Below are 16,782 nucleotides of genomic sequence, written 5' to 3'. Positions count from 1 at the left end.
CGACCGGTGGCTCACCGTCCCAGCAGGCGCCGCGCCGTGGGTTTGGTGAACTCGTACCTGGCCATCTGTTCGAGGTCGCGGAGCCAGCGTGCGGGGCCCGGCGGGGCGGCGAGCACTTCGAGGTAGAGCTGTTCGAAGGCGGAGGCGACGCTGTCGAGCGAGAAGCGGCCGACCACCCAGTCGCGTCCCCAGCGGCCGAGTTCGGTGCGGCGGCCGGGGTCGTCGAGGAGGCCGCGGATCTGTTCCGCGAGCGGGCCGGGATCGCGGCTGCCGTCACCGTAGCCGTACATGCAGCGGGAGGCGTGCGGTTCGACGAGCGGACCGGGTTCGTGGAGGGCGGTGTAGCCGGCTGCGCCGTGGACGACGACGGGCTTGGCGAAGGCGAGTCCGCGCAGGGCAGAGCCGCCCATGCCGAGGACGATGTCGGCGGCGTCGTAGGCGGGTCGCGGGTCGGCCAGTTGGCCGGGGACGAGGACGGCCTCGCGGCCGAGGGCGGCGTTGGTCTCGGCGGCGCGCTCGCGGAGCCGCTGCAGGCTGGGGCCGGCGCCGACGACGGCGAGGCGGACCCGGGGATCGTCGAGGGCGCGGACGGCGTCGACGGTGAGTTCGGCCCCGGCGTCCTTCTCCAGGTCGGGCACCAGGCGGGTGACGATGGCGAGCAGCAACTCTTCGTCGTCGATCCCGAGTTCGCGGCGCCAGGCGGCGCCGTCGACCGTGCCGGGGGCGTCGGTGGCGGTGTTGACGGGCGGTTCGACGAGCCGGACGTCGCGGTGGCCGAAGGCCCGGCCGTCGCCCATGAGGGCGCCGAGGCCGAGCACGAGCGGCTGGTGCCGGGGCATGCCGCGCAGCATGCGGATGCCGTAGAAGGTGGTGACGACGGGGATGCGGCCGAGCCGGCCGGGTCCGAAGTAGCCGTTGCGGGCGGCCCGGACCTCCCAGGCGTGGACGAGTTCGCTGCCGTGCCGGTCGGCGAGCTCCTCCAGCCGGCGGCGGACCTCGCGGTGCGGGGTGTCCGGGTCGCCGGCCACCACGACGTCCAGGCCGTGCCCCGCGGCGACGCCGACCAGTGGTGCGTCGCCGGCCACGCCCTGGGCGAAGAGCACCGGGTCGTGGCCGCGGTCGCGCAGGGTGCGGGCGATGTCGACGGCGTTCAGCTGTGCCCCGCCGAGGGTCAGGTTGTTCAGGTGCACGAGCACTCTGACGGGTCTCACGCGGTCACTCCTCCCAGCGGTGCGGGACGAAGACCGGCGCGGCCAGCACCACGGCCCGCGGCGGGGTGTCCAGCACGGGACCGAACACGTCGAACTGGCCGGCGGAGTGCCAGCTCATCAGGGTGCCGCCGTCGGTCTTGCCGATGGAGTAGACGCCCGCCCAGAGCGTGTAGCGGCCGCGGGGCAGCGGCAGGCGGGGGATCACGCAGGCGACGTGGTGGTCGTCGCCGGTGAGCCGGATCTCGTGGCTGATCTGGAAGATCGGGCTGGAGGTGCCCTCGCTGACGCCGAGGTGCAGGGTGGCGTCGCCGCGGTAGTCGCCGCCGAGGGTGAGTTCGACGGTCATCGGCTCGTCGGTGGTGAGGTTCTCCCGGTCCTCGCCGGTGACCTCGTACTTGAGGAGGTGGAGCGGCTCGCCGGAGCGCGCGGAGGCCTCGGACTGGGCCTCGATGGAGTCGCGGTAGCCGGCCAGGGCGTCCTTGATCCCGGCGTCGACCCGGACGGTGCCCTGCTCCAGCCAGACGCCGCGGCGGCAGATCGACTGGACGGCCGGCAGGTCGTGGGAGACGAACACGATGGTGGTGCCCTGTTCGGCGACCTCGCGCATCCGGTCCAGGCAGCGCTGCTGGAAGACGGCGTCGCCGACGGCGAGCACCTCGTCGACGAGCAGGACGTGCGGCTCCAGGTAGGCGGCGACGGCGAAGCCGAGTCGCATCTGCATGCCCGAGGAGTAGAACTTGACCTGCCGGTCGATGGCGCCGCCGAGCCGGGCGAACTCGACGATGTCGTCGAAGCGGGCGGCCACCTCGCGGCGCTTGAGGCCGAGCAGGGCGCCGAACAGGTAGACGTTCTCCCGCCCGGTGAGGTCGGGGTGGATGCCGGCCCGGATCTCGATCAGGGCGCCGATCCGGCCGCGGACGTCGATGATCCCGCCGTACGGGTACATCACCCGGGTCAGCATCTTGAGCAGGGTGGACTTGCCGGAGCCGTTGGAGCCGATCAGGCCGACGGACTCGCCGGGTTCGATGTGCAGGTTGATATCGCGCAGCGCCCAGCGCCAGTCCTCGCCGCGGCCTCCGCGCAGCCGGCGGGCCATCGACTCGACCTTGTCGCGCAGCAGCATCCGCTGCTGGTCGGCCTTGAAGCGCTTCCAGACGTGCTCGGTGCGGATCGTGCCCAGCTCGTACTCACGCGACATCGGCGATCCCCGTTTCCAGCTTCTTGAAGAACAGGTAGCCGCCGACCAGGAAGACCAGCGAGGACACCGCGGCGATCCCGGTGAGCCCGGCGTCGGGGGCCTGGCCGTACAGCAGGGCGCGGCGGTAGCCCTCGATGACGGCGCCGAGCGGGTTGATGCCGCAGTAGATCTCCTGCATCCGGACGGGGATCCGGGCCAGCGGGTAGGCGACCGGGGTGGCGAAGACGCCCATCTGCGTGATGATCGGCAGCAGGTGGCGGACGTCGCGCAGGTAGACCACCGCGACGGAGAGGATCAGCGCCACGCCGTAGGTGAAGGCGAACTGGATCGCGAGCAGCGGCAGCACCCACAGGGCGGTCGCGGCGGGGGCCGTCCAGGTGGCCAGGAAGAGCACACCGAGCACGCCGACGCCGATCAGCATGTCGACGGAGGCGACCAGCATGGTCGCCAGCGGGAAGACCTCGCGCGGGCAGTACACCTTGTTGAGCAGGCTGAGGTTGTTGGCCAGGCTCAGCGCGCCCTGGTTCATGGTGTTGCTGAAGAACTGCCAGACGATCAGGCCGACGTAGGCGAACAGCGGGTAGGACACCCCGCCGGTGTCGATCTTCACGGCGCGGTGGAAGACCAGGGTGAAGATGGCGCAGAGCGCGAGCGGGGTGAGCACCGCCCAGGCGAAGCCGAGCACGGCCTGCTTGTAGCGGGCCCGCAGGTCGCGCTCGGCGAGGGCGCGGACGAGTTCGCGGGCCGCCCAGAGTTCGCGGGCGGTCTGCGCCGGGCGCAGCCGTCGCTTGAAGAGCAGCTCCGGCGGCGGTCCTTCGGGCACGGCGGGCCGGGCCGCCGGCTCCGTTCCGCGCCCGTCGACGACCTGCGCGCTGTGTCCCCCCACGGGCCCCCGCCCTCTCGCATGTGGCTGCCGGTGGGCCGCAGCTCAGCAGGTGCGGCCCGGGCGTCCCACTGTGGCACAAGGTGTGCGCGCCAGGGGCTGGTTCGGTGAAGGTGGATCGGGCAGGGGGCGGGCCGGATCCCGGGCGGGTGCGGGGCGGGTGCCGGGCCGCCGGGTCAGTGGTGTTCGACGAGGGTGTCCATGGCGTCCGGCATCCGTTCGACGCCGCCGGCGCCGGTGGGCGAGGTGCGGCCGGAGCCGACGAGGACGGTGGGGATCTCGGTGATGCGGTTGCGGGCCATCTGCCCGGGGGCGTCGGCGACCAGCCGGTCGACCTCCGGGGAGTGCCAGGCGGCGCGGAAGGCCGCGGGGTCCAGGCCCTGGGCGAGGGCCCAGGCGGCGGCGCCGGACTCGGTGGTGAGGTCCTCGTGGCGCTCACGGACGGCCCGGAAGACCTCGGCCTGCAGCCGGTCGACCGCGCCGAGCCGCTCCAGGGTGTAGTAGAGCCTGGCGTGGCCGAGTTGGCGCTGCTCGTCCGGACCGCCCGGCCAGACGGCGGGCACCCGGCGCAGGACGACGTCGTCGCGGTGCCGGTCCGCCCAGCGCTCCAGCGGCTGCTCGAACTGGGCGCAGTGCTTGCAGCCGTACCAGAAGAACTCGACGGCCTCCTGCCGCTCGGCGGCGGCGGTGCGCTGCGGGTGGCCGGGGTGCAGGGCGTGGGCGCCCTCGCGCGGGGTGTCGGGGGCGGCGGCCGCGGCGGTGGCTCCGGGGGCCATCGCGGCGGTGGCGGCGGTCGCGGCGAGCAGGGCGGTGGCGGTGCGCAGCAGCTTCACGGCGCCAGCCTGGCAGTGACGGGCCGTCAGTCTCCAGCCGGATCCCGGCCGGTGGGGATGGATTCGCCCGATCGGCCGAGCAGTCGGCCGATCGGGCGGTTCGCGGCACAGCCGGCGGGATCAGACCTCGGGGGTCTGCTCGGACTTCGTCAGGGCGGCGGCGTCGGGCGCCTGGGCGGGCCGGGGCAGCGCGGGCGGCTCGGACGGCTCCCCCGCGGGCACCTCGGCGGCGGGCTCCGCGGCCGGGGCGGCCGGAGCGGCGGCGGCAGCGGCCTTGGCACCGGAGTCGAAGAAGCGCAGCAGCTCGACCGGGAAGGGCAGCACCAGGGTGGAGTTCTTCTCCGCGGCGACCTCGACGACGGTCTGCAGCAGGCGCAGTTGCAGGGCGGCCGGGGTGGCGTCCATGACGGTGGCGGCCTCGGCGAGTTTGGCGGCGGCCTGGAACTCGCCGTCGGCGGTGATGATGCGGGCGCGGCGCTCACGGTCGGCCTCGGCCTGGCGGGCCATCGAGCGCTTCATCGAGTCGGGCAGGGCGACGTCCTTGATCTCGACCCGGTCGATGTGCACGCCCCAGCCCACGGCCGGGCTCTCCAGCATGAGTTCGAGGCCTCGGTGCAGGTTCTCCCGGCCGGAGAGCAGGTCGTCGAGCTCGCTCTTGCCGATGATGGAGCGCAGCGAGGTCTGGGCGACCTGGGACATCGCGAACATGTAGTTCTGCACGTCCACGGTGGCCCGGATCGGCTCCACGACGCGGAAGTAGACCACGGCGTCGACCCGCACGGAGACGTTGTCCCGGGTGATGCCCTCCTGGGCGGGCACCGGCATGGTGATGACCTGGACGTTGACCTTGCGCATCCGGTCGACCAGCGGGATCAGCAGCGTCGGGCCGGGGCCGCGGACCTGCCCGCGGACCTGGCCGAGCCGGAAGACCACCCCGCGCTCGTACTGCTGGACGACCCGGACACCGGTGAGCATCCAGAGCAGACCGGCTCCGACGATGATCGCGAGTACTGCCATCGCGCACCTTCCCCCGTCGCGGCGCAGCCGTGCCGGGACCGGGGTGGCCCTGTCGCGCGGTGCGAGCCGCGCAGGCCAGTATGCGCGCACCTGACGGCGGCGGACAGGCGGGGGGCGGATTCGGCGGCGCGTGCCCTCCGGCAGTGCGTCAGGTGCTCCGGGCCGCCCCTGTCCGGACGGTGCGTAAGGCCCCTCCGGACGGCGCGGCGGGCCTGTTCAGACGGTGCGTCGGGGGCGGCGGGCGGTGTCGGCGAGCAGCTGCTGCCAGGCGTCGGCGACCACGGCGAGGTCGAAGCGGTCGAGTGCGTGTCGGCGGGCCGCTGCGCCCAGTGCGCCGTGGGCGTCGGCGAGCAGCTTCTCGACGGCGCCGGCCAGGGCGGCCGGGTCGCCGGGCGGGACGAGGCGGCCCGTGACGCCGTCCAGGAGGACGTCGCGGACCCAGCCGACGTCGGTGGCGACGGCGGGCAGCCCGGCGAGCGCGGCCTCGACCAGGACGCCGGGCACGCCCTCGCTGTCACTGGTGAGCAGCAGGGCGTCGGCCGCCCGGTAGAGCGGTGCCGGGTCGGCGAGCGTGCCGAGGAAGTGCGCCCGGCCTGTGGTGTCGCGGGCGGCCGCCTCGGTGCGCAGCGGTCCGTCGCCGGCCACGGCTAGGTGGACGCCGGGCAGCAGGGCGAGGGCGTCGAGGGCGAGATCGGGGCGCTTCTCGGGGGCGAGGGCGCCGACCCAGGCGAGCAGCGGGCCCTCGGCGGGCAGGCCGAGCGCGGCGCGGGCGGCCTGCCGGTCGGCCTCGCCGGCGCCGGGCGGGTAGCGGTCGGCGGCGCGGCCGTTGGGGATGGTGCGGACGCTGCGGGCGGGCAGCCGGTAGTGGTCGAGCAGGACCTCGCGGGCGCCGTCGGAGATCGCGGCGACGGCGGCGGCGCGGCGCAGCAGCAGGCCGGTGCGGATCCGGCGGACGGGGGAGGACGTCCAGTGCCGCGGGTCGCCGATGTTGACGTAGACGAACGGGGTGCGGCTGCCGAGCAGGGCGGCGGCGCAGGCGGGCAGGGTGGAGGAGCCGTGGGCGACGACCACGTCGGCGCGGCGGGCGGCGCCGCGCAGCGCCCGCAGGGTGGCCGGGTGGTAGCGGCCGGGGCCGAGCGGGTGGGCGTCCTCGGCCCGGGGGGCGTCGGGGTGCGGCTGGAGGGAGCGCAGCTCGGAGCGGTGGCCTCGGTGGAGCAGTTCGGCGTGCAGGTCGCGGGCGAGGTTCTGGGCGCCGCGCCGCCGCGGGTCGGTGACCAGGTGCAGGACGGCGGGGCGCGCGGACTCGGCGGCTGGCATGCCCCGACCCTGGCACAGGCCGCCTGCCGCCCGCAGGCGTTCGAGGTAGCGGGACGGACCTGTCAGGGGCGCGTGGGGGCACCTCCCGGCCGAAGGCTGGGGAGGTGCCCCTGCGCGCCCCTGGGGTCGCGCTCCCGGGCTCGCTGCCCCGTGTCCTGGTGGATTTCCTGGCGGAGGCGGGCCGGGGCTGGGATGCTGAGCGCCTGTCAGGGCGCGGGACGGACGGGAGACCTGCCGCGCCGGTGTTCCCGGGGGGTCGCTGCTGTGCATGTGCTCTATGTGATCGACAGCCTGCACCGCATCGGCGGTGCCGAGCAGGGGCTGGCCGCGATGGCCCCGCACCTGGTCCGTTCGGGCGTGCGCCTGGACGTCGCGTACCTGAAGGACTCACCGGGGGGCTTCCAGCCGGAGCTGGTGGCGGCGGGTGCGCGGGTGTTCGGGGTGCACGGGTCGGGGCGGGCGGGGCGGGCCGCGGCGCTGCGCCGGCTGGTCCGCGAGCACCGGCCGGACCTGGTGCACACCACGCTGTACGAGGCGGACGTACTGGGCCGGGCGGCGGCGCTGGCCGCGGGCACCCCGGTGGTGTCGAGCCTGGTCAACTCCTCGTACGGGCCGGAGCACCTGCACGCGCGCGGGCTGTCGCCGTGGAAGGTGCGGGCGGCGCAGGCGGTGGACGCGGCGACCGCGCAGGGCACCCGGCGCTTCCACGCGCTGACCCGGCACGTCGCCTCGTCGATGGCGCGGCGACTGCGGGTCTCGCCGGACCGGATCGACGTGGTGCCGCGCGGCCGCGACCCGGAGCTGCTCGGGTCGGTGACACCGGAACGGCGGGCGGCGGTGCGGGCCGCGCTCGGGCTGGCGCAGGACACCCCGGTGGTGCTGGCGGCCGCCCGGCAGCAGTACCAGAAGGGGCTGGACGTGCTGGTGGAGGCGTTCGCCGGGGTGCGCCGGCAGGTGCCGGAGGCGGTGCTGCTGCTGGCGGGCGGCCCGGGCGCGGAGACCGCCCGGCTGGAGGAGCTGGCGGCCCGGGCCGGGCAAGTGCGTTTCCTGGGCCCGCGCGGCGACGTGTACGACCTGATGGCGGCCTCGGACGCGTTCGCGGTGCCCTCCCGCTGGGAGGGGCTGGGCAGTGCGGCGATGGAGGCGATGGGGGTCGGGGTGCCGCTGGTGTGCGCGGACGTCCCGGCGCTGCGCGAGACCGTCGGTTCGGAGGACTACGCGCTGCTGGTGCCGCCGGAGCGGCCGGCCGAGCTGGCGGCGGCGCTGGTGTCGGCCCTGGACGACCGGGCGGCGGCCCGGGTGCGGGTGAAGGCGGCCCGGGCGCGGTTCCTCACTTCGTTCACGCTGGCCCAGGTCTGCGGGCAGATGGTCGGCTTCTACGAGCGGTCGCTGCGCCTGGTGCCGGCCGGTCGCTGACGTTGCGCCGGCGGGGCACCGAAGTGCCGCCCTGCACACTGGAGTTGACATGCCACGGAAAGTGGACAAAGCCGCCGCAACCATGGCAGGGCGCGCGGGAGGGCCGAAATGTGCCCCGCCGAGAATCGCCAAAGCGCTTGCGCCGCAGGTCCGGGACGGCAAGCATCGCAGGGGGGAAGCGGGCTGCCGGGGGGTACGGCGATCCGCGCGAGGCATCCGGGCCGGGGCGGCCGGGTGGGCGACGCCGTCAGGGGGCCCGATGTCACAACGACTGCCACGATGCGCCGTCCAGCCGGGCGGTCCGCGCCGGTCGGCCGCGTTACCGGCCGCCGCCACCTGATCGCGTCCGCCCCCGGCCCGCGGCCGGGGCCGCCGCACCCGACCCTGCCGTACCCGGCGGCACCGGGGTCCGCCGAGGCGGGCCGGACCGGTGCGCAGCGTGCCCGCACCACGATCGCGAGGGGATCCAACCGGTGGAACCGGCAAACCACTTCACCGTCCTGCGGCGTTACTGGCGGCTGCTCGTCGGCTGCACCCTCGCCGCACTGGTCATCGGCTTCCTGCTGACGCCGGCGGGCGACGCCGTGGACGACGGCAAGTGGCAGTGCAAGGTGGCGATCACCCCGGTCGCCGGCGCCGGCGAGTCCGTCCGGGCCGATCAGGTGCTCAGCTACGCGCAGGGTTCGGACGTGACCACCACCGCCGCGAAGAAGCTCCACGTCACGGACGTGGCCGCGCTCGCCGCCCGGCGCACCGTGGCCGCGGCCTCCACCCAGATGCTGGTCTTCACCACCACCGGCCCCACCCAGCAGTCCTGCACCGACCTGGCCGCGGCACTGTCCGACGCCACCATCACCGGCTACAGCCAGGAGTCAAAGAAGAGCGCCGACGAGTCGATCAAGCGGCTCCAGGCGCAGGCCGACACCCAGCAGGAGCAAGTCAACAACCTGCAGCACGCCTTCACCAAGGCCGGCTCCGCCGACCAGCCGAAGCTCCAGCCGCAGCTGACCGCCGCGCTCAACGCGCTCACCAAGACGCTCACCGACATCAGCACCCTGCAGAACTACAGCCAGACCGACGCCATCCAGCAGTGGGGCAGCATCGACGCCAAGGAGGCCGGCGGCAGCCTGCTCAGCTCGCCCAGCCGCGGCATGCGGCTCACCCTCGCGGTCGCCCTCGGCCTCGCGCTCGGCATCGTCGCCGCGGTGATGCTCAGCCGGATGGACACCCGGCTGCGCACCCGCAACGCCACCGAGGAGGCGTTCAACCTCCCGGTGATCGGCGAGATCCCGCAGCTCGCCCGGCGGCTGCGCCGGCTGCGGGAGCCGCTGGTGGTGGCCCGCCCGTCCGACCCGGCCGCCGAGGCCTACCGCTCGCTGCGCTCCACCCTGCTGCTCACCGGTCCCGAGTCGCTCTCCGGCCGGCCGGGTGCCGAACCGGCCGGACCGGGCCGCGGCCCCGCACCGGTGATCCTGGTGATGTCCGGGCGCAGCGGCGACGGCCGCACCACCACCGTCGCCAACCTGGCCGCGGCGCTCGCCGAGACCGGCCGGACGGTGCTGGTGCTCGACTGCGACTTCCGACACCCGCAGACCCACCTGCACTTCGGCATCGGCGACGGCCCCGGCATGGCCGAACTCCTCAGCGGCGAGCGGCTGTCCGGGCTGGACGACCTGATCCGGGAGACCGGCACCGAGGGCGTCCGGCTGATCACCGGCGGCAACACCACCGCGTACCCGGCGGCGCTGGTGCTGAGGGCCGGCGAGGTGCTGCGGCGGGCCCGCGAGCACGCCGACGTGGTGCTGATCGACACCTCCCCGCTGCTGCACGCCAACGACGCCTACGACCTCGTCCAGCACGCCGACGCGGTGCTGGTGACGGCGATGGCCGGGAACGTGACGCCGGAGCAGGCCGACCGGGTCTCCGAACTGCTGGCCCGCACCGGTGTACCGGTCGCCGGCGTGGCGCTGCTCGGCACGATCGGCCCCTCCGGCCGCCGGCTGAAGCGGGACGGGCTGCGCACGGGTGCGCTGCTGGTGGGCCGCACCTCCGCCGCCCCGGCACGGTCCGAGGAGGGCCGCCGCTCCCCGGCCGCGGTGCGCGAGGAGTCCCCCGCACGGCCGGAGCCTGCCGAGCGCACCGCACCGCCAGCGCCGGTGGCCGAGGAGCACCACCGGGCGGCGCCCAGCTGGGCCCGCCGGCCCTCCGCCGAGTCGGTGGTGGAGACGACGCTGCAGCTGCGCGAAATCGAGGAGCGGTGAGCGGCCGCAGGCGGGTGCTCTGGCTCGCCAAGGGCCTCGGCCGGGGCGGCGCCGAGCAACTGCTGCTCAACTGCGCCCGGCACGCGGACACCGAGCGGTACGAGATCGAGGTGGCCTACGTGCTGCCGTACAAGGACGCCCTGGTACCCGCGCTGGAGTCGGCCGGGGTACGGGTGCACTGCCTGGGCGGGGCACCGGGCGCGCTCTGGCCGCTGCGGCTGCGCCGGCTGATCGCCGGGCGCCGCTACGACCTGGTGCACTCGCACATGCCGATCCCGGCGGTGGCGGCGCGGCTGGTCGCGGTCGGCCCGCGGACTCCGCGGCTGGTGCACACCGAGCACAACGTCTGGGAGCGCTACCGGACGGCCACCCGGTGGGCCAACGCGCTGACCTACCGGCGCAACGACGCGGTGGTGGCCGTCTCGCACGCGGTGGCGGCGACGATCGCCCGGCGCCGCCCGGACGGGGGCTGGGTCACCGTGGTGCACCACGGCCCGGACCTGGCGGGCGCCCCCGAAGGGCCGGCGGCCCGGGCCGCCGCCCGCGGAGAACTCGGCCTGCCGGCGGATGCGCTGGTGGTCGGCACGGTCGGCAACCTGACGGCCAAGAAGGACCAGGCCACCCTGCTCGCCGCCTTCGGGCTGCTGCGCCGCGAACACCCCTCGGCTGCGCTGGTGCTGATCGGCGCCGGCCCGCTGGAGGCCGAGCTGCGCGCCCGGGCCGGGGCGGGCGTGGTGTTCGCCGGTTCCCGGCCGGACGTGCCCGCCCTGCTGCCCGCCCTGGACGTGTTCACCCTGAGCTCCCGCCAGGAGGGCCTGCCGGTCGCGCTGATGGAGGCGATGACCAGCGGCCTGCCCTCGGTGGTGACGCGGGTCGGCGGGATGCCGGAGGTGGTGGACGACGGCGCCGAGGGGCTGCTGGTGCCACCCGGCGACCCGGCAGCGCTGGCCGCCGCGCTCGGCCGGCTGGCCGCCGACGAGGGGCTGCGCGAGCGCCTCGGCAAGGCCGCCCGGGAGCGGTCCCGGACCTTCGACACGGCCGGGGCGCAGCGCGCGATCGAGCAGGTGTACGCCCGGGTGCTGGCCCGTTGACCGAGACGGTCACCGACCGGCAGTACCCGCCGAGCGAGACGACATGGAGCCGAAGACCCAGATGACCGAGTCAAGCGCCGGGCTGACGTACCGTCCGCTCACGGACGCCGACACGCCCGCCGTGCTGGATCTGCTGACCGCCTCGCTGGCGGGCGGGCCGACCGGCACGCGCAGTGCCGAGTTCTTCGAGTGGAAGCACCGGCGGAACCCGTTCGGAGCGAGTCCGGGCCTGGTCGCCGCGGGCGAGGGCGGGCGGCTGGCCGGGGTGCGGCTGTTCCTGCGCTGGCAGTGGCAGGCCGGTGGGCGACCGGTGCGGGCCGTCCGCCCGGTGGACACCGCGACCCACCCGGAGTTCCAGGGCCGCGGGATCTTCCGCGATCTGACGCTGCGCCTGCTGGAGGAGGTCTCCGGCGACACCGAGCTGGTCTTCAACACACCGAACGGCAACAGCCTGCCGGGCTACCTGAAGATGGGCTGGCGGGAGCTCGGCCGGGTGCCGATCGCCGTCCGGGTGGCCCGGCCGGCGGCGTTCGCGCGCGGCGCACGGGCGGCGCTGGCCCGGCGCGGCGCCGGAGCGGCGGGCCCGCCGGTGTGCTCGCTGCCGACCGCCGGCGACTGGTTCGCCGGCCCGCGCACCGGTCTGGACGAGCTGCTGCGGGAGCGGGCCGCCGCGGACGTCACCGACACCCGGCTGGCCGTCCGGCGCACCGCGGACTTCCTGCGCTGGCGGTACGGCGACGCCCCCGGCCTGGACTACCGGGTGCTCACCTGCCACCGCGGCAACGAGCTGACCGGGGTGGCCTTCGGCCGGCCGCGCCGGCGCGGGCCGCTCGCCGAGTTCACGCTCGCGGACGTGATCGTCCGGCCCGGTGACCGGGGCAGCGCGGCCCGGCTGCTGAGGCGGGCCGCGAAGGCGGGCTGCGACCACGTGGCGGGTCACCTCGCGGCCGGTACCGAGGCCGCCGCGGCCGCCCGGCGCAGCGGTTACCTGACGGCCCCGCGCACCGGGATGGTGCTGGCCGCCCGCTCCCCGTCCGGTCCGCTCACGGCCGGCGGCACCCCGGCCGACTGGCGGTTCAACCTGGGTGACCTGGAGGTCTTCTGATGGCCGCTCCGGCGGTCGGGGCGGCGCGGCCCGCGGTGGCGGCGATGGCCCGGCGGGTGCCCTGGCCGTCCGCGGTGGCCGCCGCGCTGGTGGTCGGCTACGTCACGCTGTTCGTGCTGGCCATGGTGCACACCGGGTACGACACCTGGGGGGCGCTGCTGATCCTGCCCGCGCTGATGGCGATCGGCACGCCGATCCTGGCGCGGGTCGCCGCGGCCAACCCGGAGAAGGACGTCTTCCGGCTGCTGATGCTGGCGATGGCGCTCAAGCTGCTGTGCGCCTTCCCGCGGTACCTGATGGCCTTCGTGCTGTACGGCGGCGCGGCCGACGCCAAGATGTACCACCAGCGGGGCAGTGAGCTGGCGCTGTTCCTGGACACCCACAGCCCGCTCTCCGGGACGTTCCACTACGACCTGGGGATGAAGGTCGCCGGCACGGGCTTCATCATCATCGTGACCGGCGTGGTGTACGCGGTCACCGGTCCGTCGCTGGTCGGCGGCTTCCTGGTGTTCTCCTGGCTGGGCTTCTGGGGCCTGCTGCTGTTCTGGCGGGCGCTGCAGATCGCCTTCCCCGAGGCGGACTCCCGGCGGTACGCGAAGCTGGTGTTCTTCCTGCCGTCGCTGTTGTTCTGGCCGTCCAGCATCGGCAAGGACGCCTGGATGATGTTCTGTCTGGGCCTGACCACCTACGGCGTGGCGCGGCTGCTGGACCGCCGGTTCGGCGCCTTCCTCTGCATCGCGCTGGGCTCGCTGGGCACCGGCATGGTCCGTCCGCACGTCACCGTGCTGGCGGGCGCGGGCCTGACGGTGGCGTACGTGCTGCGCCGGCGGCCGCAGCAGGTGAGCGCGCTGGGGCCGCTGCGCACCGTGCTCACCGTCGTGGTGCTCGGCGTGATGGTGATGCTGATGCTGCAACAGGTGTCGACGTTCTTCGGGACGAGCGGCACCGGCGGCGACAGCGTGAACCAGGTGCTGTCGGAGACCTCGCGGCGCACCTCGCAGGGCGGGTCGGTGATCAATCAGGCGGCGGAGGACGAGTCGCCGCAGTTCAGCCTGAATCCGGCGGGACTGCCGGTGGCGGTGGTCAGCGTGCTGTTCCGGCCGTTCCCGTTCGAGGCGTCGAACGTGCAGAACCTGGTGCAGTCGGTGGAGTGCTTCGCGCTGCTGGTGGTGTTCATCCGCAGCTGGCCGCGGCTGAGCCAGGTGCCGCGGTGGTTCCTGCGCCGGTCCTACATCGCCTTCACGATCGTCTACACCCTGCTGTTCTGCTGGGCGTTCTCGACCATCAACAACATGGGCATCCTGTCGCGCGAGCGCGTGCAGGTGCTGCCGCTGGTGCTGGTGCTGCTCGCCGTCCCGCGTCCGGACGGGGACCGCCCGCGGGTGCGGGCGCACTCCCGGCCGCCGCTGTGGCGGGTGCAGCCCGGCCAGTGGGGCGGCCGGCCCGAACCGCCGCCCGGCGGCGCAGCACGGCCCGAGACCGCACCACCCGACACCGCCGCGGCGGCAACCGGCGCCGCGCGGACACCCGGCACCCGACCGACCCAGGGGGGATCGACCCGACCATGACGACCACCGACCTCGACACGCCCGCCGCCCTCGGCGGCGCCCCGGCCTTCCCCGAGGGACTTCCGCTGACCCGGGTGAAGGTCCCGCACGCCGAGGAGGCGCTGACCCGGATCGCCGCCGTGCTGGAGAGCGGCCAGCTCACCAACGGGCGGACGGTCGCCGAACTGGAGGAGCGGGCCGCCGAGCTGCTGCAGGTGCCGCACGTGGTGGCGGTCTCCAACTGCACGGCCGGCCTGATGCTGGTGCTGCAGGCCGCCGGGGTGGGCGGCGGGCGGCCGGTGCTGATGCCCGGCTTCACCTTCTCGGCAACCGCGCACGCCGCGCACTGGGCGGGCGGCACCCCGCTGTTCGCCGAGGCCCGCGAGCGGGACATCACCCTCGACCCGCAGGACGCGGAGGCCCGCCTGAAGGCCGCCGACCGGCCGGCCGCGCTGATGGCGACCCACGTGTACGGCACGCCCTGCCAGGTGGAGCGGCTCCAGCAGGTCGCGGACGCCGCCGGGGTGCCGCTGGTCTACGACGCCGCACACGGCTTCGGCAGCGCCCGCGGCGGGGTGCCGATCGGCGGGTTCGGGCTGGCCGAGGTGTTCTCGATGAGCCCCACCAAGGTGGCGGTGGCCGGCGAGGGCGGCCTGGTCGCCACCCGGGACGCCTCGCTCGCGGCGACCCTGCGCACGGCCCGCGACTACGGCAACCCGGGCGACTACGACACGCTCTTCCCGGGGCTGAACGCGCGGATGAGCGAGCTGCACGCGGCGGTCGGCCTGGCCTCGCTCACCGGGCTACCCGAGCGGGTGGCGCACCGCGGCGCGCTGGTCGGGGAGTTCGCGGCCGCGGTCGCCGGGCTTCCGGGCCTGCGGCTCGCCCTGCCGGAGCCCGGTGACACCTCGACCTTCAAGGACCTGACGCTGATCGTGGACGCGGCCGCGTTCGGCCTCGGTGCGGCGGAGCTCGGCCGGGCGCTGAAGGCCGAGGGGGTGGACACCCGCCGTTACTTCTTCCCGCCGGTGCACCGCCAGCAGGCCTATGCGCACCTCGGGCAGGCCGGGGCGCTGCCGCTGACGGAGCGGCTGGCCGACTCGGTGCTGACGGTGCCGCTCTGGTCGCACATGGACGCCGCGGCGGTGCGCCGGGTGGCCGGGGCGGTGGTGAAGGTCCAGGGGCGCGCCGAACGGCTCCGGGCGGCCGGGATCTGACGGATCGCCGGCCGTCCCGGCGCGTCGCGGGCGGGCCTGCGGGCCCGTCCGCGGGCCGGTCCGAGGGTGCGGCGGGGCCCAGCCCGGGCCCAACCCGGTACGACGACTGGGCGGAACGGGTGACGGCGGTTGGACCGCGCCGTCCCGGCCTCGGCAGGATGGCCGGCGGGGCCCGAGGGGCCCGGCCGGGCCGGGCCGGCGCGGCCTGACGCATTTCGAGGAGTCACCCGGTGTTCAAGGGATTCCGCAGCTTCCTGCTGCGCGGCAACGTCGTCGACCTGGCGGTCGGCATCGTCATCGGCGCGGCCTTCACGGCCGTGGTGACGGGGTTCGTGACGGCGTTCCTGACCCCGCTGATCGGCATCGCCAGCGGCGCGGTCGGCGACTACAGCAAGGAGGCCTTCACCGTCGCGGGCACCGTGTTCCCGTACGGGGCGTTCCTCAACGCGCTGATCAGCTTCGTGCTGATCGCCGCGGTCATCTACTTCGCCGTGGTGGTGCCGGTCGGGCGGCTGCAGGCCCGCTTCGAACCGCGGAAGGACGTGCCGGTGGCGAAGGCCGACTGCCCGGACTGCCTGAGCACCGTGCCGGTCGCGGCCGTCCGCTGTGCGCACTGCACGACGGAGCTGGCGGGGCGTCCCGGCTTCCCGGCGCAGAGTGTGCACATCGGCTGACGTGCGGTTTCGCCGGCGGGTCCGGTCCCGTCGCCCGGCGGTCGGACCCACCGGCGCGCGGTCCGCACCGCACGCCCTCCGGTTCGGGCGGCGGAGGGTCCGACGAGTCGATGCCGGCGGTTCGCCCGGCGTTCGACCGGCGGTCAGGAGGGTCGGATGGCTTGAACTGGCCGACAATATGTCGGATTTGAACACTTTCGAGCGTTTCGATCGAGCGAAGACTGTGTGAACGGTCGAAATCCCATCCGTTCCACTCTCCTCAGCAGGCACGTTGTGGGCTTACGGTATGCCCCATGACCTCGCCCCGCTCCTACGACGGAGTCGGCTACCCCTCTCCGTCCTTTTCCTCCGGCACGCCCATCTACGACAGCCTTGTCGCAGAACGCGGCGTCCCGCAGATCGCGCCCATCAACGTGCCGGCGGCCCTGCCCCCGGCCACCTACGGCTCGAGCTACGGCAGCAGCTACGGCACCGGCTTCGACAGCCCGTCCAGTGGCCTGCCCGCGCTCCCGCCGGCCCGCCTCGCCCTTGGCCCCGGCCCCAGCAGCGGCCCCGCCACCTCGTACATCCCGGCGCAGACCGCGCCGTCGATGTACGCGGCGGCCCCGCAGCCGGCCGTCCCCGGGTACGGCAGCCCGCAGCCGTACCTCCCCCAGCAGCGCCCGCAGGCGCCGGTCGCCCCCGCCCCCCAGGTCGGGTACCAGACCGGACAGAGCTTCGGCGGCCAGAACGGCTTCGCGTCGGCGCCCACGGGCATGACCGGCCAGCAGTTCGGTGCGCAGGGCTTCGGCCAGGCCCCGCAGCAGGGTTACGCCGATCAGAGCTTCGGCGGCAACCAGCTGCGCCCGGCCGCGCCGGTCGCCCCGGTCCGCCCCGTCCAGCAGCAGTACCCCGGCCCCGCGTACTACCCGCAGGCCGGCTGACCGAAGCCGCACCACCCCGGCGAACGAGGGCGCCGGGCGGAGCAAGGGCACGAGGTCTTCCTCTCCGGGGCCGTCCGGCCCGCCGTACC

14 protein-coding genes are annotated in these 16,782 nt (G+C 74.9%); 8 read left to right on the top strand and 6 right to left on the bottom strand.

Going from position 1 to position 16,782, the window contains the following annotated elements; all coding sequences use genetic code 11:
- Window positions 1-11 precede the first annotated feature (11 nt).
- The 6 genes from KSNIM_RS30075 to KSNIM_RS30050 all read right to left on the bottom strand — a co-directional run bounded on the left by KSNIM_RS30075 (window position 12) and on the right by KSNIM_RS30050 (window position 6,459).
- Window positions 12-1,211: a glycosyltransferase family 4 protein gene (locus KSNIM_RS30075; RefSeq protein ID WP_263106271.1), complete on the bottom strand. Its 1,200-nt coding sequence runs from the start codon at window positions 1,209-1,211 to the stop codon at window positions 12-14.
- 4 nt (window positions 1,212-1,215) lie between these two features.
- Window positions 1,216-2,409 (bottom strand): polysaccharide ABC transporter ATP-binding protein, encoded by a 1,194-nt coding sequence (locus tag KSNIM_RS30070; RefSeq protein ID WP_263106270.1) that lies wholly within the window; start codon window positions 2,407-2,409, stop codon window positions 1,216-1,218.
- The gene (locus KSNIM_RS30065; protein ID WP_263106269.1) at window positions 2,399-3,295 is read right to left on the bottom strand and encodes an ABC transporter permease; all 897 of its coding nucleotides are present in this window, start codon (window positions 3,293-3,295) and stop codon (window positions 2,399-2,401) included. Before KSNIM_RS30065 ends, KSNIM_RS30070 begins: the two co-directional genes overlap by 11 nt.
- Window positions 3,296-3,468: 173 nt before the next feature.
- On the bottom strand, window positions 3,469-4,125 hold the full coding sequence (locus KSNIM_RS30060; RefSeq protein WP_263106268.1) for a thiol:disulfide interchange protein DsbA/DsbL: 657 nt from the start codon (window positions 4,123-4,125) through the stop codon (window positions 3,469-3,471).
- 120 nt (window positions 4,126-4,245) lie between these two features.
- A complete protein-coding gene (locus KSNIM_RS30055) occupies window positions 4,246-5,142 on the bottom strand; it encodes a slipin family protein (RefSeq protein WP_263106267.1) in 897 nt (298 codons plus the stop codon).
- Window positions 5,143-5,358: 216 nt separating this feature from the next.
- Window positions 5,359-6,459, bottom strand: a complete 1,101-nt coding sequence (locus KSNIM_RS30050) for a glycosyltransferase family 4 protein (RefSeq protein ID WP_263106266.1) — start codon at window positions 6,457-6,459, stop codon at window positions 5,359-5,361.
- 279 nt (window positions 6,460-6,738) lie between these two features.
- Between KSNIM_RS30050 and KSNIM_RS30045 the strand changes: the two genes are divergently transcribed.
- From KSNIM_RS30045 to KSNIM_RS39185, 8 genes are all read left to right on the top strand, one after another.
- Entirely contained in the window at window positions 6,739-7,875 is a 1,137-nt protein-coding gene (locus KSNIM_RS30045; RefSeq protein ID WP_263106265.1) for a glycosyltransferase family 4 protein, read from the top strand.
- 473 nt (window positions 7,876-8,348) lie between these two features.
- Window positions 8,349-10,136, top strand: coding sequence for an AAA family ATPase (locus KSNIM_RS30040; protein ID WP_263106264.1), 1,788 nt, complete (start codon window positions 8,349-8,351; stop codon window positions 10,134-10,136).
- Complete coding sequence (locus KSNIM_RS30035) at window positions 10,133-11,227, top strand: glycosyltransferase (RefSeq protein ID WP_263106262.1); 1,095 nt, start codon at window positions 10,133-10,135, stop codon at window positions 11,225-11,227. The genes KSNIM_RS30040 and KSNIM_RS30035 overlap by 4 nt, the downstream gene beginning before the upstream one ends.
- A 61-nt stretch (window positions 11,228-11,288) precedes the next feature.
- On the top strand, window positions 11,289-12,332 hold the full coding sequence (locus KSNIM_RS30030) for a GNAT family N-acetyltransferase (RefSeq protein ID WP_263106261.1): 1,044 nt from the start codon (window positions 11,289-11,291) through the stop codon (window positions 12,330-12,332).
- Complete coding sequence (locus tag KSNIM_RS30025; RefSeq protein WP_263106260.1) at window positions 12,332-13,900, top strand: hypothetical protein; 1,569 nt, start codon at window positions 12,332-12,334, stop codon at window positions 13,898-13,900. Before KSNIM_RS30030 ends, KSNIM_RS30025 begins: the two co-directional genes overlap by 1 nt.
- Window positions 13,897-15,096, top strand: coding sequence for a DegT/DnrJ/EryC1/StrS family aminotransferase (locus KSNIM_RS30020; protein WP_263106259.1), 1,200 nt, complete (start codon window positions 13,897-13,899; stop codon window positions 15,094-15,096). The genes KSNIM_RS30025 and KSNIM_RS30020 overlap by 4 nt, the downstream gene beginning before the upstream one ends.
- Window positions 15,097-15,326: 230 nt before the next feature.
- A complete protein-coding gene (mscL, locus tag KSNIM_RS30015) occupies window positions 15,327-15,770 on the top strand; it encodes a large conductance mechanosensitive channel protein MscL (protein WP_263106257.1) in 444 nt (147 codons plus the stop codon).
- A 293-nt stretch (window positions 15,771-16,063) separates the two neighbouring features.
- A complete protein-coding gene (locus KSNIM_RS39185; protein ID WP_317634071.1) occupies window positions 16,064-16,693 on the top strand; it encodes a DUF6643 family protein in 630 nt (209 codons plus the stop codon).
- The last annotated feature ends 89 nt before the right edge of the window (window positions 16,694-16,782 follow it).

The sequence above is a fragment of the Kitasatospora sp. DSM 101779 genome, from assembly GCF_025655475.1.
Taxonomy (GTDB): domain Bacteria; phylum Actinomycetota; class Actinomycetes; order Streptomycetales; family Streptomycetaceae; genus Kitasatospora.
Note: the sequence above shows the minus strand (reverse complement) of the source record. Positions and strands in the feature narration are given on the sequence as shown.